Here is a 19,092-nt window from a genome sequence, read left to right as displayed (position 1 = left end):
CACCCCTTCGGACTCTCTGTTAGTCGATCGTCGCTCAGAGGTCATCGGAGGCCGTCTGCGACTGCTGTGTAAAGAATGCTGCCTGCGCCCGCCGCCATTGCTAGATCTCGCCACACCTCCTGTGTGGTGCCGTCGGAGGCGCGAACGCTGTGGGCGATAATCTCCCCAAAAGCCTTCTCCGCGAGCACCGAAGCGAGGTCAGGGAGTACTGCGAGACGGATGCCACCCTTGATTGAAGTCAGCGCGAGTGTGACTCGGGCGCCGTCGCCAAGCGGCAGGACGAAGGTCGCACGGGAATGATTCCCAACCTGGAGGATGCCGAAGCGGCCACCCCGACCGTCAGCCGTCACGGTGACTGTGAAGTCGCCGGCGCGCCCGCGAACCTGCGCCGTGAGGTCAATATCGCCCTCGCGGATCTGTTCGAGGAGGGGTAGGTCGTCACTCGCCGCCGCATGTGAGAGCGGCACCGCGATGTGGTGGGTTGACCGCTTGGAAAGTAGGAGAGTTAGGAAATCGTCAGGGCCAGGGATGGAGTCTGCGACCAGGGTGTCCCCGACTTCTTGTTGGGCGTCTAGGGCTCGGGAATGCCCGGTAGCGGTGAGGAGCGTGCTCCCTTGAGGGGTGGCCCTGCAAACGGCGATGGCTTCGAGGCTTGGTGGCGTTTCGTACCAGAGTTCGGTGAGCAACGTGAGCAGGTGGGGGGTATTGAGGATGTGGGTGGCTTCTTCAGGCGTTCGGGGTCCGTTGCTGGCGGCCCAGTAGGCGGGTTCCTCGTCGAGGTAGGTGAGTGGGTGGGGAAGCGTGGTGTCGTGGCTGGTGATGTAGCTGTAGAGGAGCGTTTCGTAGGCGGTGACGTCTCTGGGGAGTGGCTCTAGCGGGTTCATCGGGGGCCTACTTCGGTGTCATTCTTTTCGTCATGGGTGGTAGCGATGGTGATGCGGTCGCCGTTGATGTGGTGGAGCAGGTGTTGGAGCGCGGATCGTTGGCGATCGGTGAGGGTGTTGTTTCGATCTTCGATGAGCGCTGAGCAGGCGGGGGTCAGGACCTCGGTGCGGGTGCGACGGACTTGGCTTTGCAAGCGGTTGATGTCCCGTTGCGTGGCCTTACTTTCGGGGTTCAGCACCTTGAGGCGATCGGTGACGATGCTGCGTTCGGATTTCCAGGGGCTGCCGTCGACGCGCCGACATTGCTCCACGATGTTGGCGATGTAGGTGAGCATGAGCTCTCGGGGTGTGGGGCTGTCTCCTCGTGGTTCGAGTCCGGTGAGTTCGCGCAGCAGGACGTCTACCAGTCCGGTGAGTTCTCCGCTGAGGAGTTCGTTGTATTCCTTGATCAAGGCGGCCTGCTCCGGCCCCCGGAAGGGCGAAGTAGTGCCGGGCATCAAACTTGGTTGGCCACGGCGACCTGTGGGAGGGCCGAGCACGTCGATGCCTCCGCTCTGATCTTCGAGGTAGGTCGGTGAACCTGAGGCGGATCTGTTGGATGGGTACGATCTATTGGGACGGAGGGTCGAGGGATTCGGTCCCCCGCTTGGGGTGCCCTCGCCACTGATGGGGTTTGTAACGGGGTCGGGGTCGTGATCGCCGCCCGTGCTGGGGTCGTCAAGGTCGTCGTCACTGTTGATGCCGAACTTTCTCTCCAGCTCGGTCTTGATGTCCCGTTGGACCCAGCCGGCGAACCAGTTGACCAAACTGCTGGGCGGGGTTGGCCACCTGTCGGGGTCTCCGGAGTTGCCTGTCACTCGTGACTTCGCTCTGCGGTGGGCCACGTGGGTCGCCCAGTCTTCCTCTTCGCTGCTCCATGCCCGGCCGTACTTGCCTCGCGTGATGTTGAGGGCATAGACGGCGGCGAGGTAGGCGTAACTCATGGCTTCAGCGGCGGCGTTCGAGCAACCCGCCCGGTAGCAGCGCATGAGGGTGGATTGGCAGATCGGACACCAGTTGCTGGTCCCAGCGTCGAGTTGGTCGAATCCGCGCCGCTGTGCTGCGGGGTGGACCGTGCGTGAGCCGAAACTGTGCCGCTCCTCTTCAGGGGGCAGTTGGTGGGTGTGCAGCATTGCGTCAGCTGTGCCGCGACAAGCCGACACGGTGGCCAGGCCGCAGGGGGTTGTCATGGGGTGATCTTTTCGGGTGGGCGGTGGGTGTCGCAGGGTTTTGTGGTTTTCCCTAGGTCCCGAGCCGGCGGGCCGGCGCCTACTTCGCGCAGGGTGGGTCGGCGTGCAGGGTGGCGGTGAGGGGTGAAGGGATGGGGGTGGGTTCGTGATTGATGGGTGCGGGGTGGGTGCCGGCGAGTTGGGTGGTGAGGTGGGCGTGTGCGGCTGCCGCTGTGGCGTGGGCGAGGCGGGTGGTGGCCAGGTCATGGCGGGCGAGTGCAAGGTAGTAGGTGGCGGTGGCGATGAGACCGTCGGCGGCGTGGCGACGGCGGTGGGCGACTGTTTCGATCGCGGCGTGCCATTGGGTGGTCCGGTGATCGATGAGAGCGTCGAGGTAGTGGTGGTTGCCCTCGTCGAGGATGCCGCTTTCGAGGGCGTGTGCGATTTCGGCGTCGATCCAAGCGAGTTCTTCGTCGCGGTGGGGTTCGCCGGTGGTGCCGAGATGACCGGTGGGGACGTAGTGGTGGGGGTATCCGGCGCTGGGGGTGCCTGCCGGGTCGTGGTGATCCGTGGTGTCGGTGCCGTGGAGCAGAACGGGTTCGTGGTCGGTCGAGCGGCGTTGGTCGCGGCGGGCGCGCAGGCGGGTGGTGAGGGTGATGATCAGGTTTCGCATGGGGTCTTTCCTTCCAGGGTGGGCGCACGTGACGGTGGGTACCGGTGCGCACGCTTGTTCTGTGTCGTGAGTGGCGCTGGGCAGTGGGGTCAGGCGGCGTGAGATTGGTGCTGTTCGGGGGCGGGGTCGTTGGTGTCGTCGGGTGCGTCGCTTCGGTTCAGGTGGTGCGGGTTGTTCCCGACGGTGGTGGCGGGGGGCCCTGGGACGCCGGTGGGGTCGGCGAGGGCGTGGGCGATGCGGATGCGGGTGTAGGCCTTGAGCTCGGCGGCGAGGGCGTCGGCTTGGTCGTGGGCGAGCCCGGCTTCGTCGTCGACACGGGCTTTGCTGTTGTGGTGTTGGGTGGTGAGGGCGCTGAGTTCGTGGAGGCGCGCCTCCGCGTGGCGCAGTTCGCCGGTCAGTCGGGTCAGGGTGGTGTGGGCTTGGCGTTGACGGGCGGCGACGGGGTTCCCGGCTTCCCAGCCGTGGAGGGTGGCCAGGACGCCGGGAAGCGCGTACAGCGCGATGAGGCACAGAGCCAAGAGGTGGTGGATTGCCGTCGCGCTGTCCGCGGCGGCGGTGCTGGCCCCTTCTGTCCGGATGGTGGTGCCGGTGAGGGCGCCGGCGTTCCACCGGAGCAGGAAGAGGGCTGCTCCCAGGCCTGCCCAAGTGAGGGCGGCCAAGGCGGCGCCGACGACGTGGGTGCGGTGTCGGTCGGTGAGCCCGACAGCGGCGAATCGGCCCGCCGTCCATGCCAGAGCGGAGGCGCCGAGCGCGGTCAGGATCGCCATGGTCCAGGAGATGATTTCGTTGTCTTTGAGGACGACGTTCCAGACGGTCTTGATGAGGATGGCGTCGACCGTCCCCAAGACGACGGTCGTGGTGAAGTAGAACGCGGAGGTCCGGGCGTGCTGGGCGGGGCTCTGGTCGGGGGTGCCGTGCGTGGCCGGTGGTGCGTACCGGCCCGGCGAGGGCGACGACGGGAGAACAGCCGCGCGCGCGGGGTCGGAGGAGGTGGTGGTGCGGTCCATGACAGGTCTGCTTTCGTGTTGGGGGGTGCTGGTTCGGACAATCGGGGTACCGGCGAACCGATGCCGTGTGTGTCGAACGATGGGCAATCAGGCGCTGTAGAGGGTCGCGGCCTCGATCTCGGTGAGGAGTTGCTGGTGGGCGTCGACCAGAAGGGCGAACCAGGAGGGCAGGAGCGCGGCGAGGAGATCGGGGCTGGGCAGGGTTCCGGGGGCGGCGAGATGGGCGTGAATGATGTAGAGACAGCCGGTTGGGCTGGTCGGGGCGACTTTGACCAGGTCGGTGGCGGTGTTGAGGCGGATTCCGATGCTGCCCATGAGACGGGGTTGGGTGTCCAGGACGTCGAAGCCGCCGTAGCTGACGGGGAAACTGATCTGGAGGTGGTGGGGGGTGGTGTCGGGGTCTGTGGCGAGGAGGTAGTGCCAGTCGCTGCCGTCGGTGACGTGGAGGTGGCCCGGTTCGGCGACGGCGTTCAGTCCAAGGCGGTGGTGGAGCACGTCCATGTACAGCTGGGTCCAGGCGGTGCGGGTGGCCATTGGCGGGGTGTCCCTTCCACGTGTGGGCGGTGGGTTGTGGTGTGTCTGGTGTCACGGTGAGAACCGGCGGAAGCGTCCCGGCTGTGTCAACCGTTCGAGTGGCCTCGGGGGAGTGGCCCCAGCTGGCGGCGCCCGAAGGTGTCAGGGCGCCGCCATTTCAATCGGTGGTGGCCATGGCTAGGACGTGGCGGTTCATTGCTGCGGGGATTGGGTCGAGCGAGCCGTCGGGGCGGGTGTCGGGCAGGGCCCCTTTGAAGGATTCACCGTCAGCGAACGTGCTGATCTGGCTGGGGCTGATCCTCGGGTCGGCGGTCAGGATCAACGCTTTGACGGACGTCGCGCGACGACCGGCCAGATCCTCGTTGTGGCCGGGAGTGCCCGAGGAATCGGTGCGTCCGCGCAGCTGGACTCGGTGGGTGGGGTCGTCAGCGAGCCACGCCGTCAACTGCGCCAGCTTGGCAGTGGCGGCGCCTGGGTCGGTGATGGTGGCGGAGTCGAAGGCGAAGTGGATGTCCTCCTCGCCGAACTTGGCCCTCGTCGGGTTCCCGGGGGTCGGCGGTTCGAATGTGGACACGTCCGCGGGCGGGATGACAGTGGTGATGTACCGGGTTTGGGGCCCGGGGCCGGTGCGCGGCGTGGGGACTGCCGTGACGGAGTCGGCACCAGCGTTCTTGGCGATCTCGACCCACAGTTTGGCGATGACCTGGGCTTCGGCAGGCGAGAGTGAGGGTTGTGGCGCGGCGGTCGCGGCCAGGCCATGGAAGGCAACAGTGACGCCCTTGAGGTCCAGAGGCTGGTTTGTCGTGGCGAAGTCGGCGGCGGCGGTGATCTGGTCGTCGTTGAGGCTTGTCATCCCGGGCTGGGCGAAGTTGATCGGGGAATTGGGGCGCTCGGCCAGGCCTGAGTCGATGACCAGGATCGTGGCGTTGGACCAGCCGCCGGCGGCGATGGTGCGCCCAGCCATGTCCATGGCGGCGAACAGGTTGTCCCCGTCACTGTCGGCGGTCGCAGCCGTGATCGTGTCGATTACGGCGTTGGTCGCGACCGCGAGGTCGGTGTCGAAGGTGTCGCAGGTACTTCGTGCGACGGTCATTGTCGCTGAGATCGGCAATGTGCTGGGGGTGCCGTCGACCGCGACAACCTTGACCGGGTTCCCGGCGGCAAGGGTTGCCTGCAGTATCGGCGCGGCGGGGGCCGGCAAGGCCGGGGCGGGGGTGTTCGCGTGAACACCCACGAGCACGATTAGGGCGCCTGGAGCAGGTGGCAGCGGCTGGGTAAGGCAGTCACGGGCAGGGTTGGCCGGGGCCGAGCAGCCCGCGCCCCAGATGGCCATGGCTACTGCGGCCAGAAGCGAGGCGATGCGGGTTGTGGCGACGGTAGTGGGGGAGTGGGTGGTGTTGCGGTTCATGGCGGGCTCCAGTCGTGGTGCAGGTCGGTGTGGGGTGGTGGTGCCGGCGTATACCGGGTGCGTTGGGCTGACCGTGTCACCAGGTGGGTTCTCCTCGGGGTGGGCGGTGGTCGGGCACGCAGGCTGCGCCTCGCCGGGGCGGGTCAGGCGACTGTGGCCGTGGTTGTGGGGTCGTTGTGGGTGCCGGCGAGGCGGCGAAGGTATGCGCGCTCGTATGCGTGTGCGCGTCGGGCGTGGAACTCGGTGAGGCGGCCGGTGCGTTGGGCGTGAACCTGGGCTAGGGCCGTCAGGGTCGCGATGATGTCGCGGCGTCGGGTTCGGAGCTCGGACAGTGCGTGTTCTGCATTGGCGACTCGGGCGCGGGCAGGGGCCAAGACCGTGTCGTGGTGTTCGCGGGCGCGGCGGGCCGTAACGACGGTCGCGTCGGTGTGAGCTTCGGTGGCGCGGCGCGCGGTCGGATTGCTGGGGGTGGGAGGCAGCTCGGCGAGGGCTGCGTGGGCGGCTCGTAGTTCCCGTTTGGTGTCCTTGATCTGTCCCGGGAGGGCAGCGGCTTCTTGGTGGAGGCTCAGGGCCAGTGCGTCGTGACGAACGGTCTCGGAGTGGACGCGTTCGGTGAGGCGGTGCTGGTTGTGCCTCAGCCAGGTCGTCGCGTCGTCGGCCAGGCAGTACGCGACCAAGTCACCGGCTAGGCCGCTGCGGCCATCGCGGCGTCCCGCCAGGACGTCGGCGATGCGCAGGAGCAGTGGGTACGGCAGGGGCCGGTCGGGTTGGCGAAGGAGCAGGGCCGCGTCGGTGGCAGGGTGTGAAGTCGTGGTGGTGCGAGACATGAGGTTCTCCTGGGTCTGGTGACGCTGGTGATGTGGGTCAATGGCGAGTACCTGAACTGGGAAGCACGGTGTGTCACCGAGACCGGCCGGATGGGCTGTCCGCCGGTCCCGGACATGGATCAGTGGAGGGTGAGGCAATACCGCAGCTGGTGCTGCGTGTGGGTGGCCAACCGCAGGGCGGCCGCGCACGGGGTGAGGTGCGCGGCCGACACGGTGCAGCCCGCGCGGGTCAACGCGCCGGCAAGGGGGGCGAAGATGTGGTCGGCGGAAGCGATGACGACATGGCCCCACCGGCGTGCGGTGTAGTCGATGTCGACTGACTCGATCAGGGCCAGGTCAGCGGCGTTGGGGCCGTGGCCAGCAAGCAGGAGTTGCCGCCCGGTCGAGATGGAGAACGCGACCGCGGCCGCGGCCGCGTCAGCGCAGGCGATCCGGACCTGGTCGCCAGCAGAGACGCCCACGATGCGCTGATACGCGGCCCAAGCGCGCTGCACGTTCGCGGGGGTAGGCCGGCCCAGGACAAGATTTTCGATGTCGACCAGATGCAACGTGCGCCCCCGCGCGGCCGGGAGTGCCGCGTCGGATCGAGCGGTCGGGGCGGGGGTAGGGGTGGTCGGGTGGGTCGTCATGGCGGGTACCTCCGGGACGAGCGGATGGTGCGGACACAGGCACATACCGGCCACAACCCCGCTCCCGTGTCACCCACCCACCCACCCAGACCCGGACGGAACAGCCGCCGCGGCGAAGGACGCCAAGGAGTCGCTGCGGCACCTCCACAGCCACCGGCATCGCCCGTTCAAACGGACGGGAGAAGCCAGGACAAACCTTCGACTCCCGGCCGGTCGGCGGGACAAGTGTCGTAAGGGAGCCCGCGCCCGGGGGGGCACGACTGAAAAACCGCGAACACCAGCGAGCGGTGGCGGTCGTCTTCAGCCTTCACCAGGATCATCGGCGGACGTCCCTCGATATCCACCGTTTCGGGCCGTCAGGACGGGTGCGACATCACTCGGGGTGATGCAACGGGTCTGGCCTCGTCACCGTTCTTGGGCCCGGGTGTCGTCAGGTCCTGGCGTGCATCCAGAGGATGGCGTCGAGGTGTCGAAGCCGCCGGTTGGGATGGCCGATTGCTGCGCCCTTGGCCGCTGCGGCGTCGATGCGCTCGTCGATCGCAGTTCGGATGCTTGTCTCCTGAACGATCCTGCGGAAGACCTGCCAGTCGACCTGGTAGTTGTTGCCGAGTCCTAAGTAGCCACACACCACACTGTCCCGAACTGGAAACAGGTCAGGTCGTTTCCTGGCACACAGTTTTGACGCGGTCACCCAAGAGTTCTTCGTCTTGACGTGGGCGGGTGAGAGGCAGGCCTTGATCGCCTCGTGCAGGTCTGCCATTGCCGTCATTGTCGCGGGGTCTGCCGTCGCCAAGTCGGCGTCCAAGGGGAGCGAGTCCTCGGACAGGAGACGTAGCACTAGGTTGCGGTCGGGTGATGGCTCGAGCAGGCGTCGAACAGAGTACGGCGGCGCTTGGACCGACAGAAGGTTCAGGGCTAGCAAGTCCGACGAATTCAGGTCCCACGGACTGACGGGGTCCAGATCGAGGAAGGTGGCTCCCGCGAAATTGCGGTCTCGGGCGTAGTAGGCCACCAGATTGTCGACTACGGCGGGAGCAGTTAGGGCGGCGCCAACCGCTTCGAGGCTTTTGCTCACCGTTGTCTCGTCGGCGACTGTCCAGCTTTCCGGTAGGGCCGTGAATCGATCCTTGATCATCCTGATTACCTCGCTAGGGCCTGATAACGGCTGATTCTGGCTGGCCGGCCTGCTCTATGCGGGCCACTCGACGAGATCCAGCGGACCGCACCGGGTCACTCCGCAGAGCCCTCTCGGGTCCGCGGCTTGAGCCGTCTATCGCGCAGCCACGTCTTGGAGTACGCCTCAAAAGAGACTCCTTCGCCGTGTCACCGAGCCTGAACTTCGGCGGCGTCCAGTTGCCTGCCTGGATCATGGCCCCCTCAACCGCCAGCCACCCTCCGCATCTCCCGGTGTTCAGGATGAAGCTCAGAAGACTGGATGGCGAAGCGAATGAGCGCGGCTGAACTGAGTAATCGTCGCTGAACCTCCAGTTCGTCCTCAGGCCACAATTCCGCTTGGCGGGTCGTCCTCATCGCGTGTCCGTCCCCATGGACAGAACCTGTGACACCAGGGCCGGCATGCGTCGCCCACCTTTCGTATACGCGACCAAGAGATTCGACCTGCGACCCGCCAAGGACCACACATCCCCCGTGTTCACGTCGAATGCGACTTCGAAGTCGCGGGCACCTGCGTGCCAATAGGCGAACCGTGGTTCTTCACCGCGCCTTTGGTCGCGCTTCACAATTGCGGCGATCTCGGGAAACCGCACAAGCCATTCGGCGGGGCCCCCGAAGGAACCGGACGTGTCGATGGCACCCATCGTGATCTCGACCCTTGGGCGCAGTATGTGGAGCCCGGCTATGGCCGCCAGGACTCTATAGACCAGCACACGTTGAGTCGACTGGGGCGTTGCCGACACACTCCGCAACCCTGCGGCCGACTCCAGTTGGCGGCACAGGTCCTTCTGGTCAAGCTCGAGCGCCGACGCCCATGACAACGGTTCCCAGTCCGGTTCGCGACCGTCATCGCGCTTGTGCACCTGGATCGTTCCGGTGCGGTTCAACATCACCGCGCAGCCCTGAAGACTGCGAACAGCCAACACGTCGTACTGACCGCCTCCGGGGTGCTCGCGTCGCACAACAAGTTCAGGATGACGTCTCGCCAGTGCAGCCGCGAGCCCCCAAGATGCCGCCTCAGCCACCGTCGGTTCGAGCATGTCATCACGCTAGCCAGCCATGCGGGCCGGCGCAGGGAATCCCGTTGTCCCATTCAGCGAGCGCCACATCTGAAGCACGAGGCGGCCAGTGACGCCACTCCGCCACGTGCCGGCTAGCAACCGGATGGCGGACCAATCGGGTGTCCGAGAATGGATAATGTGCTGGCGAGCCGCGACTTGGACGTGAAAACTTGCGGCACTTCAGCCCGTCGTGCGTTGACGTTCGGGTTCATCGGCCTCGAGCCATGATGAAGCTGCGTTACCCGCCATCGGAACCGAAGCTAACGGCGCAGGTAACGAGAACCTGCCGAAGCAGCAGGATCCCTGAGAGCATGTCGCTATGCCTCCGGCCGAGCCTGATTTCGATGATGGGTTCAACTTCGAGACGGACCAACCGCGAGCGACAAGGCCCGATGCCGACAGTGACAGCCCGACGCTGCGCCGATATCACCAGCTGTTGTGGTCCAAGCCTTTGAGGTCGGGGAACGTGTTCGCTCTGGAGGCGCCCGCGACCCGGCGCGAGGGATACCTCATCTACACGGATGCCTCAGGTGATCAGCATTGGTTCGGCAGTGATGCGATCACCAATTCCTACACGGGTTGGTTGCGACCGAAGGCGCTTGTGGACTCGATCGCGGCATTGAGCTCGGAGCAGAAGACTCGCTACTTGAATCCGCCGTACACAGTCGGAAGCACCATGATCTGGCTAGTGAGGCCGAAGGACCGGCCAACCATCAATCAGGCAAGAGGAACCCGCTCAGCCATCGCCGATCGCATGGACCTCACCCTCGAGTGCATTCGGCGCCACTATCAGGGGCAGGAAGACAGCCCTCTCGCGGATGTTCTGGCCGCGTACGAGGACTTCTTCGCGTTGTTCGAGGGCTTCGACGAATTCGTGACCTTCTTCCACTTCCAGGACCTGGTCACCCCCGACTACGAAAAGGTCCGGTTCTATGTGCCGCTCGAGGACTTCGCCCGGACAGGCACACCGCGGACCGTCGACGAGTATGTGACCTGTATGGAAGCCACGCTGTCACTCATCAAGCAGCGCCAACGCCGCATGAGGGCGTGGATCGCCAATACCGCGAGCTGAGCTGGCAGCTTCTGTCGGCTTCGGGCCAACGGGTTCTCCGCGGAGCCTGAGAAGGTAGGAAGGGGCCGCGTGCCGGTGAGCGTCAATGTCCGAGCTCAGGTACATGATCGCTCCATGACTTGGGCGGAGGTGGCGTGGGGTCTGCTCACGATGGCGTTGTCCTGGATCGGGGCATGGACACTGGCGAAGAGCTCGGGACGGGCCAAGCGTGCGTCCGACGCTCACGTCCAAGCTGTTGACCGTCTTCTTCCAGCCATGGCACAGCTCCGAGCACTCGTCCATGAGTCCACTGCCACGCCTCCGACGCCCAATGCGGTGTCTCTCGCCGTCTACGCATTCGAAGAGGTATGCATGCAGCACGCGGCGGCTCTCCCTCGAGAACTCTCAAGTCTCCAGCGTGACGTTAGAGCGGCGATTGGAAACTACTTCGGTAGCTCTGCACTTGCCGCCATCGATGCCGAGATGCGCGGCTACCCGCTCAGCAAACCTGATCCATACTGGCAAGACATATCCGCGACGTATCTGGAGTACGCCATGCGGCATCTACAGCAAAGCCTGGTGACGGCGAAGGTGACCAAACTGGTCCATTTCGCCCAGTGGCGACGAGAAGAAGACCCACATCACCGGACACAGAATTAGAGGCGATGGGGGTCTTTCACCGCGCTCCGCTTCACCCAGACCGTCCATCCGCCTTTGGCGAGGGGGCCGCCCGTTCAAGCCGGGCAACGTTGGGTTCATCCATACGCTCACACCGTGGATCTCGGAGATCTCGCCAGGCGCCAGTGATCTCGTTGCGCCGCTAGAGGCGCCTGAGGAGCTCGGCCTTCTTGTCGGCGAACTCCGTGTCCGTGAGGATGCCTTGGGCATGGAGCGCCGCCAGCTTCGCGATCTGGTCGGCGGGATCTGGCGCGGTGGCAGTGTCTGCTGTGGCGATGGGTGCGCGGGACCTCCCGAGTACCGATGCCGCGAGGTCAGCAAACTTTCCGCCCACGCCGGGCTGTGATTCAGGGACTTCCTGGACTGGAAGGTCAGCAACTATCTGGAGGTCCTTCAGGATCACGGACATGACCATGAACTGCTTCTCGGGGAGTTCGATGATCGACTGCTTGCCATCAGCCCAGATGACGCGCACGGTATGTCCAGAACTGACTGCTGCGCCAAGGCCTGCCCCGACCGCCTTGCCGATTCGACCGGGAATGGCGGCACCGGCCGCGGCTCGACCCACTGCCCCTGCGAGGCCCTCTTTCGTCTGGATCTCTTCCCACTCCGTGATGGTGTCGGCGTTGATCCTGTGGCGTTTGAACGGATTGGAGGCGTGCTGAATGGAGAGGTCGTTGTTCTTGGAGAACGGGCCTGCCCCGCCTGCCACGACTGTGCCCGTTGCCAGATGCCCGCCGACCACCCGACCCTGGCCTGTGAGTTCCTGAAAGATTGCCACGCCGGAACTGTAGGACACGTTCAGCGTGGCCCACTGAGGTTTGTCTGAGAGAGCGTTCCAAGCGGTCTAAGGAAGCGTGGCCGCTTGTACAGGTGGGACTGCTGAAGGTTCGGTTGACACCTGGACTGTGGGGACATGCGGTCGCCGCTGGAAGGATGTCGACATGCCAGCAGCCCACCCCAAGGAGTTCCGTGATGACGTGGTCGCAGTCGCGCGTCGTCGCGAGGCTCCGATCGCCCAGCTCGCGAAGGACTTCGGGATCTCCGAGTCGTGTCTGCGGAACTGGCTCCGCTAGGCCGATGTCGAAGACGGTCACCGTCCCGGCGTGACCAAGGCCGAGTCCGAAGACCTGCGCGAGGCGAAGAAGAAGATTCGCCTGCTGGAGCAGGAGAACGAGGTCCTGCGCCGTGCGGCGGCGTACCTGTCGCAGGCGAACCTGAGGCTGGGCCAGTCCCCAAAATGACGTACCCGCTGGTCCGTGACCTTGCCGCCGACGGGATCCCTGTCGTGGTGACCTGCCGGGTGCTGAAGTTCTCGCCGCAAGCGTTCTACGCCTGGCAGGCCGATCCGGTCAGTGACCGGGACCTGGTCGACGCGTACGCCACGCATGCCGCGTTCGAGGTGCACGCCGACGACCCGGGCTTCGGATACCGGTTCATCGCCGACGAGCTCGCCGCCGCCGGCCATCAGCTGTCGGAACGGCGAGTGTGGAAGATCTGCTCGCAGGCCCGAATCGTGTCCGCGCACGCCCGTAGCCGGGGCCGGTGGAAGAAGCCGGGCCCGCCGGTGCACGACGACCTCGTCGAACGCGACTTCACCGCCGAGGGCCCGAACCGGTTGTGGCTGACCGACATCACCGAGCACCCCACCGCCGAGGGGAAGCTGTACCTGTGCGCGGTCAAGGACGTCTGGTCCCGGCGGATCGTCGGTTACTCCATCGGGGACCGGATGCCCGCCGCGCTGGCCGTGAACGCCCTCGAGATGGCCGTCGCCCGCCGCGGACCTCACACGGTCACCGGCTGCGTGATCCACGCCGACCGCGGCAGCCAGTTCCGCTCCCGGCCCTACGTCGCCGCGTTGCACCACCACGGCCTGCTCGGGTCCATGGGCCGGGTCGCCTCCAGCGCCGACAACGCCGCGATGGAGTCCTTCTTCGCGCTCCTGCAGAAGAACGTCCTCAACAGCCGCCGCTGGGACACCCGCGACCAGCTGCGCCTGGCGATCGTCACCTGGATCGAACGGACCTACCACCGCCGACGCCGGCAGCGCTCCCTCGGCAAGACCACCCCGGTCGAGTTTGAGACCATCTACTGGCCGACACACGCGGCCTGAATCACCACACCCGAAGTGTCAATCAAATCGTCAGCAGTCCCGCTCGTTTTGTGCTATCCCTGTGCGATCCCAGAGTGGAGTCCTGCCCTGTGCCCACTCGTGTCCGCGCCTCGACTCACCACTCATAGAGGCAAGACCACAGGTCAGGGGCACTATCCGGGGCCTCAAGCACAGAGCTGGCGAAGAGACTCGAACTCTCAACCACCTGTTTACAAGACAGGTGCGCTACCGATTGCGCCACGCCAGCGCGCGTCGGCGAGCGATGCCCCCGACGGCGTCCTGCACTCTACCTGCCGACTCCGGTGTGGGGAGTCGTCACTGCCGCGCCCCCGAGTGCAGGCCCGCTTCGGCGGGACGAACGTCCCTGACGTCGCGAGGGCGGCGGGGCCACGGTGGAGCCATGACGGAGCCGAGGATCGTGGAGCTCGAGCAACAGGCGGTCGCCGTGGTGGCGGACGTGGTGCCGATGACCGAGATCGCCGACTTCGTCGGCGAAGCCTTCTCTTCGGTGATGGCCACGACTGCCCGCCAGGGCGTGAAGGTCACCGGGCCGCCCTTCACCCGCTACCTCGGCGCACCCACCACGACGGTCGAGGTGGAGGCCGGGTTCCCCACGTCCGCGTTCGTCCGGGCCGAGGACGACGTCCGGGCGGGCGCACTGCCGGCCTGCCGAGCCGTCGAGGCCATGCACGTCGGTCCCTACGAGACCCTCGGCCGTACCTACGACGAGGCCCTGCGCTGGGCGGGGGAGCACGGCCTGAGCAGCGGGGGCGACATGTGGGAGGAGTACCTCACCGACCCGACCACTGCGCCCGACCCGGCGACGTGGCGCACGCGGGTCCTCATCCCCGTGGGCTGACCACCCGGGGCGAGCCGCGGCGTGGACGGCGCGGACGGCATACGAGGGTCGTCCATAGAATCGAGCGGTGACGCGACCCCTGCGACGGCAGATCCACGACATCGGGCGTCGCCGGGCCTGGGTCATCTGGGTCGTCGCGCTCTCGGTCTACACCGTCGCCGTCTTCCACCGCACGTCGCTCGGTGTCGCCGGTCTCGTTGCGGCACAGCGGTTCGACATCACGGCGTCGCAGCTCGCGACCTTCACGGTCGTCCAGCTCGTCGTGTATGCCGGCATGCAGATCCCCGTGGGTGTGCTCCTCGACCGCTTCGGCTCGCGCCGGCTCCTCCTCGTCGGGCTGGCGCTCATCTCCATCGGGCAGCTGTGGTTCGCCTTCGCGGGCAGCTTCGGGGTCGGGCTCGCGGCGCGCGTGCTGCTCGGCATGGGAGACGCGATGATCTTCACGAGCATGCTCCGGCTCGTCGCGTTGTGGTTCCGGGTCAAGCAGGCGCCGGTCATCACGCAGCTGAGCGGCATGGTCGGCCAGCTCGGAGCGGTCGCGGCCGCCACCCCGCTCGCGGCGGCCCTCGACCGCTACGGGTGGGAGCGGTCGTTCGGCATCGCGGCGGGTGCGGGTGCACTGCTCTCGGTCGCGCTCTTCCTCGTCGTCAAGGACTCGCCCTACGCGGGCGTCGCCGTCGAGAAGATCAAGGTGCGCGCGCTGGCCCGCACGCTCGGCGAGGTCTGGGGCAACCCCGGGACCCGGCTCGGGATGTGGATCCACTTCACCGGGCAGTTCGGCGCGACCGTCTTCACGATGCTCTGGGGCTACCCGTTCCTCGTCGAGGGCCAGGGCCTCAGCCCGACGACGGCGGGCAGCCTGCTCATCACGCTCACCCTCGCGTCGATGGTGGCGGGTCCGGTCGTCGGCCACCTCACCGGGCGGCTGCCCTACCGGCGCTCGCAGATCGTCCTCACCATCGTCGCGGCGATCGCGAGCACGTGGGCCCTCGTCCTGCTCTGGCCGGGGCGGGCACCGCTGCCCCTGCTCGTCCTGCTCGTCTGCGTCACCGGGTGCGGCGGGCCCGGGTCGATGGTCGGCTTCGACCTCGCCCGCAGCTTCCACCCCTCCGACCGGCTCGGCCGCGCGTCCGGCGTCATCAACATCGGTGGCTTCTTCGCCTCGCTCGTGACGATGGCGCTCATCGGCTTCATCCTCGACCACCGCGTGCCGGAGGGGCCGGGCTCCTACGAGCTCGACGACTTCAAGGTCGCGATGTCGGTCCAGTTCCTGCTGTGGTCCCTCGGCGCGTTCCAGATATGGCGCTACCGCCACAAGGGTCTCGAGTTCATCGGCGACCACCCCGGCGCGCTGGACGCGCTGCGCGCCGGGGACACCCTGCTGCCCGGGATCTCGCGCGACCCCGACTGACCCCGGCGTCCGGTGGGAGGGCGACAGTCGACGACGGCCACAGCGGGCTCTTCCGGCTGAGACATCCATCCCGCCACCGCGGTGCCGTCTTGCTGCTCAGGTGGGTGAGGCCGAGAACCACGTGACGCCGACGGCGATGCAGAACAGGACGAGCGAGAGCCCCCAGGCGAGCTGGCCGCGTCTCATGTCCTGTCGAGCTCCGGCCACCCGGTGCAGGTAGCGCTCGGGGGTTGCATCCGGACCTACGAGCTCGGTGAGCCACGAGGGCCCGTTGGCGGCGCGCACGAGCAGGAGGAGGCCCGCCAGAGCGCTGGCGATCGACAGCCCGAGGACGGCCATCAGGGCCGTCCGGGTGTCGCCGGTGTACTTCATGAAGCCTTCGCCGGGCTTGATCGCCAGGCTGGCCAGGATGAGGGTGAAGGTCGCGCCGATCCCGTTGCGCCATCCGTCCGCGCGCTTCCTGACGGCCTCGAGCATCGTCTTGGCCTCGTCGGCGGTGGGCTCGTAGGTACCCTCGGCCGTCAGCTCGTCCTGCGCCTGCGGCCCGCGTTCCTTGATGTCGCTGCCGAGATCCGACTTGAGCTGCGCGACCGCGTCCGAGCCACGCGTGGACCTTGGACTCACCCCAACCACCCCACACTCCCCGATGGTGTCCTCGGCCGGACACCGAATGTTTCAGGCTAGCGCCGTCGCCCGGCCCGGGAGAAGAGGTTGCCAACGCGTCATCCCGCAGACGCGTGTCGGTCACCTGCCCGGGCACTCGCGCGACCTATAAAGAAGTGACCGGGCCGTGTATGAGACGGCCCGGTCTGACGTTGCCGGGGGTCGGTCGGGGCCTCAGCGCAGGACGTGGCGGCTGATGACGAGCCGCTGGATCTGGTTGGTCCCCTCGAAGATCTGGGTCACCTTCGCCTCGCGGAACATCCGCTCGACGGGGAAGTCGGCGGTGTAGCCGGCCCCGCCGAGCACCTGGATCGCGTCGGTCGTCACCTTCATCGCGGCGTCGGTGGCGAGCAGCTTGGCGACCGCCGCCTCCTTGGCGAAGGGCCGGCCTGCGTCCTTGAGCCGCGCGGCGTGAAGGTAGGCCGAGCGAGCCCCCGAGACCGCGGCCTCCATGTCGGCGATGAGGAACGCGAGGCCCTGGTTCGACGCGATCGGCCGCCCGAACTGCTCGCGCTCCTTCGCGTAGGTCGCGGCGACGTCGAGCGCTGACTGGGCGAGACCCGTTGCGGCAGAAGCGATGCCGAGACGACCTGCGTCGAGCGCTGACAGGGCGATGGCCATTCCCTGCCCCTCGTCGCCGATGCGGTGGGCCTCGTCGACGGGCACACCGTCGAAGATCACCTCCCGCACGGTGTCGCAGTGCAGGCCCATCTTCTTCTCGGGCGCGCCGAACGTCATCGCGTCGGAGCCGGCCGGGACGATGAAGCACGAGATGCCGCGCCCGCCGTCGTCGGAGGTGCGCGCGAACGTCGTGTAGTAGTCGGCATGACCGGCGTGGCTGATCCACGCCTTGCGTCCCTTGATCCCGTATGCCGGCCCGTCACCGCTGTCGGTCCGCGTCGCCTTCGTCGTCATCGACCCGACGTCGGACCCGGCGAGCGGCTCGGAGAGGCAGTAGGCGCCGAGCTGCTCGCCGGAGAGCATCCCGGGCAGGAGCGCCGCCTGCTGCTCGGCCGTGCCGAACGTCGTCACGGGGTAGGCGGTGAGCGAGTGCACCGAGACGCCGACGGCGACGCTCATCCACGCCGCGGCGATCTCCTCGACGACCTGGAGGTAGACCTCGTAGGGCTGCCCGCCGCCGCCGTGCTCCTCGGGGTGCGGCAGCGACAGCAGGCCCGCCCGCCCCAGAGTCCGGAAGACCTCGGTCGGGAAGGACTCGCCCTCCGCCGCCTCGCGCTCGGCGTCGTCGACGCGCGGGCGCAGCTCCTTGTCGCAGATCTCGCGGGTGAGGGCGATGAGGTCGTCACCGTCGGTGGTGGGCATGAGGCGGGTGACCGGCATACCCGCGACTGTAACGCCAGTGCGAGCGGCACCGGACGGGCCTCAGGGACCGTCGACGAAGGGACGCATCGGGGACAGCTCGGGACGCTTGGGGTCGAGGTGGTCCCCGCTCGACTGGCCCTTCATCCGTCGCTGCACCCATGGCGCAAGGTGCTCGCGGGCCCACGCGGCGTGGGCGCGCAGCTCCTGGCGGCGGGTCGTCGCGTCGCCGACGGGCAGCGGTGTGCGCCAGTCCTCCTCGTCGGTGGCGTGACCGAGGGCGGCGAGCGCGGCGAGCGCGACCCGGCGGTGCCCCTCGGTCGTGAGGTGGATGCGGTCGCCGGCCCACAGGCGCCAGTCGCGCAGTGCCGGCATGCCCCAGAGGTTGAGGACGTAGCAGCCGTGGCGCTGGGCGATCGTGAAGATGTTGGCCGCGTGGACCGCGTGACGACCGCGCAGCGGCTTGAGCAGCCCGGCCTCCTGCGGGTCGACCGGCGTCGCGAGGAGGACGTCGGAACCGTTCTGCCGCAACCGGACCACGGCCGCCTCGAGCCGTTCCATGAGTGCGTTGGTGTCGACACCGGGGCGCAGCAGGTCGTTGCCACCACCGACCATCGAGACGAGGTCGGGGGCCATCTGCAGCGCGCGGTCGAGCTGGGAGCCGACGACGTCGTCGAGCAGCCGGCCGCGGACGGCGAGGTTGGCGTAGCTGAAGGGCAGGTGCTCGAGCTCGGCGAGGTCGTGGAGCGACTCGGCGAGGCGGTCGGCCCACCCGATCCAGGAGTCGTCCTTCTCGGGGTCGGGGTCCGACATCCCCTCGGTGAACGAGTCGCCGATGGCGACGTAGCTGCTCCAGACGCGGGTGGGTGTGGACGGTGCGGGGATCACGGCAGACTCCAGTCGAGCGGTGTGGCTCCCTGCTGCTCAAGGAGGTGGTTGACCCTGCTGAACGGGCGCGACCCGAAGAAGCCGCTGCGCGCCGACAGGGGAGAGGGGTGTGGGCTCTCCACACACGGTATGCCGTCCAGCCGGCTCCGCAGCGAGCGCGCGTCCCTGCCCCACAGGATCGCGACGAGCGGTCCACCGCGAGTGACGAGGGCGTCGATGGCGCAGTCGGTGACCTGCTCCCAGCCCTTGCCGCGGTGGCTCGCCGGTGTGCCGGGCCGGACGGTGAGGACCCGGTTGAGGAGGAGGACGCCCCGCTCGGCCCACGGCGTGAGGTCGCCACTCGTGGGTGGGGGGACGCCGAGGTCGCTCTGGAGCTCGGTGTAGATGTTGACGAGGCTTCGGGGGATGGGCCGGACGTCGGGGGCGACCGCGAAGCTCAGCCCGATCGGGTGCCCCGGAGTCGGGTAGGGGTCCTGGCCGACGACGAGGACGCGCACGTCGTCGAGCGGTTGCTCGAACGCCCGCAGGACGTGGGCCCCGCCCGGCAGGTAGCCGCGGCCGGCGGCAATCTCCTCGCGCAGGAAGGCCCCGAGCTCGGTGAGCGTCTCCTCGACCGGCGCCAGGGCCCGAGCCCATGACGGGTGGACGATCTCGGCGAGGGGGCGGCTGGTCACGCGTCCCACCGTATCCACGCCGGGAGGTCCT

General features: G+C 67.4%; 19 protein-coding genes, 1 tRNA gene and 1 pseudogene. 5 read left to right on the top strand and 16 right to left on the bottom strand.

The annotated features are described in order from the left end of the window. Window positions 1–41: 41 nt before the first annotated feature. From N798_RS00235 to N798_RS00185, 10 genes are all read right to left on the bottom strand, one after another. Entirely contained in the window at window positions 42–884 is an 843-nt protein-coding gene (locus tag N798_RS00235) for a hypothetical protein (protein WP_035945279.1), read from the bottom strand. Continuing rightward, window positions 881–2,056, bottom strand: a complete 1,176-nt coding sequence (locus N798_RS17965) for a hypothetical protein (protein WP_156971545.1) — start codon at window positions 2,054–2,056, stop codon at window positions 881–883. Before N798_RS17965 ends, N798_RS00235 begins: the two co-directional genes overlap by 4 nt. Before the next feature lie 136 nt (window positions 2,057–2,192). After that, window positions 2,193–2,765 (bottom strand): hypothetical protein, encoded by a 573-nt coding sequence (locus N798_RS00220; protein WP_035945276.1) that lies wholly within the window; start codon window positions 2,763–2,765, stop codon window positions 2,193–2,195. Between the two features lie 89 nt (window positions 2,766–2,854). Further along, a complete protein-coding gene (locus tag N798_RS00215; protein WP_035945273.1) occupies window positions 2,855–3,772 on the bottom strand; it encodes a hypothetical protein in 918 nt (305 codons plus the stop codon). 87 nt (window positions 3,773–3,859) lie between these two features. Further along, window positions 3,860–4,306, bottom strand: coding sequence for a hypothetical protein (locus tag N798_RS00210; protein WP_035945271.1), 447 nt, complete (start codon window positions 4,304–4,306; stop codon window positions 3,860–3,862). A gap of 157 nt (window positions 4,307–4,463) precedes the next feature. Continuing rightward, window positions 4,464–5,714, bottom strand: a complete 1,251-nt coding sequence (locus N798_RS17100) for an OmpA family protein (protein WP_156971544.1) — start codon at window positions 5,712–5,714, stop codon at window positions 4,464–4,466. A 143-nt stretch (window positions 5,715–5,857) separates the two neighbouring features. Further along, window positions 5,858–6,541 (bottom strand): hypothetical protein, encoded by a 684-nt coding sequence (locus N798_RS00200; RefSeq protein WP_035945269.1) that lies wholly within the window; start codon window positions 6,539–6,541, stop codon window positions 5,858–5,860. A 119-nt stretch (window positions 6,542–6,660) separates the two neighbouring features. Continuing rightward, window positions 6,661–7,170, bottom strand: a complete 510-nt coding sequence (locus N798_RS00195) for a PIN domain-containing protein (RefSeq protein ID WP_052116753.1) — start codon at window positions 7,168–7,170, stop codon at window positions 6,661–6,663. 430 nt (window positions 7,171–7,600) lie between these two features. After that, complete coding sequence (locus N798_RS00190) at window positions 7,601–8,305, bottom strand: DUF6308 family protein (protein WP_156971543.1); 705 nt, start codon at window positions 8,303–8,305, stop codon at window positions 7,601–7,603. Between the two features lie 391 nt (window positions 8,306–8,696). After that, window positions 8,697–9,383, bottom strand: a complete 687-nt coding sequence (locus tag N798_RS00185; protein WP_198030687.1) for a TY-Chap2 family putative peptide chaperone — start codon at window positions 9,381–9,383, stop codon at window positions 8,697–8,699. A 340-nt stretch (window positions 9,384–9,723) separates the two neighbouring features. Between N798_RS00185 and N798_RS00180 the strand changes: the two genes are divergently transcribed. Together N798_RS00180 and N798_RS17960 are read left to right on the top strand one after the other, a co-directional pair. After that, complete coding sequence (locus N798_RS00180; protein ID WP_052116752.1) at window positions 9,724–10,476, top strand: DUF6994 family protein; 753 nt, start codon at window positions 9,724–9,726, stop codon at window positions 10,474–10,476. A gap of 114 nt (window positions 10,477–10,590) precedes the next feature. After that, a complete protein-coding gene (locus N798_RS17960) occupies window positions 10,591–11,115 on the top strand; it encodes a hypothetical protein (protein WP_156971542.1) in 525 nt (174 codons plus the stop codon). Window positions 11,116–11,275: 160 nt separating this feature from the next. Here the strand turns inward: N798_RS17960 and N798_RS18280 are convergent, their stop codons facing one another. Further along, window positions 11,276–11,914 carry an SHOCT domain-containing protein gene (locus N798_RS18280; RefSeq protein WP_198030686.1) on the bottom strand — a complete coding sequence of 213 codons (639 nt, stop codon included), beginning with the start codon at window positions 11,912–11,914 and terminating at the stop codon, window positions 11,276–11,278. 163 nt (window positions 11,915–12,077) lie between these two features. On the opposite strand from N798_RS18280, the pseudogene N798_RS00165 reads away from it, so the two are divergent. Further along, window positions 12,078–13,246 (top strand): annotated as a pseudogene (locus N798_RS00165) (IS3 family transposase). Window positions 13,247–13,420: 174 nt separating this feature from the next. On the opposite strand, the gene N798_RS00160 reads toward N798_RS00165, so the two are convergent. Continuing rightward, window positions 13,421–13,493, bottom strand: a tRNA-Thr gene (locus N798_RS00160). A gap of 153 nt (window positions 13,494–13,646) precedes the next feature. Here N798_RS00160 and N798_RS00155 point away from each other — a divergent pair. Then, entirely contained in the window at window positions 13,647–14,105 is a 459-nt protein-coding gene (locus tag N798_RS00155) for a GyrI-like domain-containing protein (RefSeq protein ID WP_035945257.1), read from the top strand. A 67-nt stretch (window positions 14,106–14,172) separates the two neighbouring features. Continuing rightward, the gene (locus N798_RS00150; RefSeq protein ID WP_084099897.1) at window positions 14,173–15,516 is read left to right on the top strand and encodes an MFS transporter; all 1,344 of its coding nucleotides are present in this window, start codon (window positions 14,173–14,175) and stop codon (window positions 15,514–15,516) included. 96 nt (window positions 15,517–15,612) lie between these two features. Here N798_RS00150 and N798_RS00145 read toward each other — a convergent pair whose 3' ends face one another. From N798_RS00145 to N798_RS00130, 4 genes are all read right to left on the bottom strand, one after another. Next, window positions 15,613–16,140, bottom strand: a complete 528-nt coding sequence (locus N798_RS00145) for a hypothetical protein (protein WP_035945255.1) — start codon at window positions 16,138–16,140, stop codon at window positions 15,613–15,615. A 213-nt stretch (window positions 16,141–16,353) separates the two neighbouring features. Next, on the bottom strand, window positions 16,354–17,520 hold the full coding sequence (locus N798_RS00140) for an acyl-CoA dehydrogenase family protein (protein ID WP_035945254.1): 1,167 nt from the start codon (window positions 17,518–17,520) through the stop codon (window positions 16,354–16,356). Window positions 17,521–17,562: 42 nt separating this feature from the next. Further along, entirely contained in the window at window positions 17,563–18,384 is an 822-nt protein-coding gene (locus N798_RS00135) for an SGNH/GDSL hydrolase family protein (RefSeq protein WP_156971572.1), read from the bottom strand. Beyond that, entirely contained in the window at window positions 18,384–19,061 is a 678-nt protein-coding gene (locus tag N798_RS00130; protein ID WP_035945251.1) for a uracil-DNA glycosylase, read from the bottom strand. Before N798_RS00130 ends, N798_RS00135 begins: the two co-directional genes overlap by 1 nt. Between the last annotated feature and the right edge of the window lie 31 nt (window positions 19,062–19,092).

It is taken from the genome of Knoellia flava TL1, from assembly GCF_000768675.1.
GTDB lineage: Bacteria > Actinomycetota > Actinomycetes > Actinomycetales > Dermatophilaceae > Knoellia > Knoellia flava.
This window is presented reverse-complemented; position numbering and strand designations above follow the sequence as displayed.

What these genes read in the sequence shown, in the direction of transcription:
- N798_RS00235 (WP_035945279.1), bottom strand. Translation starts at nt 884, where the DNA reads ATGAACCCGCTAGAGCCACTCCCCAGAGACGTCACCGCCTACGAAACG.
- N798_RS17965 (WP_156971545.1), bottom strand. Translation starts at nt 2,056, where the DNA reads ATGCTGCACACCCACCAACTGCCCCCTGAAGAGGAGCGGCACAGTTTC.
- N798_RS00220 (WP_035945276.1), bottom strand. Translation starts at nt 2,765, where the DNA reads ATGCGAAACCTGATCATCACCCTCACCACCCGCCTGCGCGCCCGCCGC.
- N798_RS00215 (WP_035945273.1), bottom strand. Translation starts at nt 3,772, where the DNA reads ATGGACCGCACCACCACCTCCTCCGACCCCGCGCGCGCGGCTGTTCTC.
- N798_RS00210 (WP_035945271.1), bottom strand. Translation starts at nt 4,306, where the DNA reads ATGGCCACCCGCACCGCCTGGACCCAGCTGTACATGGACGTGCTCCAC.
- N798_RS17100 (WP_156971544.1), bottom strand. Translation starts at nt 5,714, where the DNA reads ATGAACCGCAACACCACCCACTCCCCCACTACCGTCGCCACAACCCGC.
- N798_RS00200 (WP_035945269.1), bottom strand. Translation starts at nt 6,541, where the DNA reads ATGTCTCGCACCACCACGACTTCACACCCTGCCACCGACGCGGCCCTG.
- N798_RS00195 (WP_052116753.1), bottom strand. Translation starts at nt 7,170, where the DNA reads ATGACGACCCACCCGACCACCCCTACCCCCGCCCCGACCGCTCGATCC.
- N798_RS00190 (WP_156971543.1), bottom strand. Translation starts at nt 8,305, where the DNA reads ATGATCAAGGATCGATTCACGGCCCTACCGGAAAGCTGGACAGTCGCC.
- N798_RS00185 (WP_198030687.1), bottom strand. Translation starts at nt 9,383, where the DNA reads ATGCTCGAACCGACGGTGGCTGAGGCGGCATCTTGGGGGCTCGCGGCT.
- N798_RS00180 (WP_052116752.1), top strand. Translation starts at nt 9,724, where the DNA reads ATGCCTCCGGCCGAGCCTGATTTCGATGATGGGTTCAACTTCGAGACG.
- N798_RS17960 (WP_156971542.1), top strand. Translation starts at nt 10,591, where the DNA reads ATGACTTGGGCGGAGGTGGCGTGGGGTCTGCTCACGATGGCGTTGTCC.
- N798_RS00155 (WP_035945257.1), top strand. Translation starts at nt 13,647, where the DNA reads ATGACGGAGCCGAGGATCGTGGAGCTCGAGCAACAGGCGGTCGCCGTG.
- N798_RS00140 (WP_035945254.1), bottom strand. Translation starts at nt 17,520, where the DNA reads ATGCCGGTCACCCGCCTCATGCCCACCACCGACGGTGACGACCTCATC.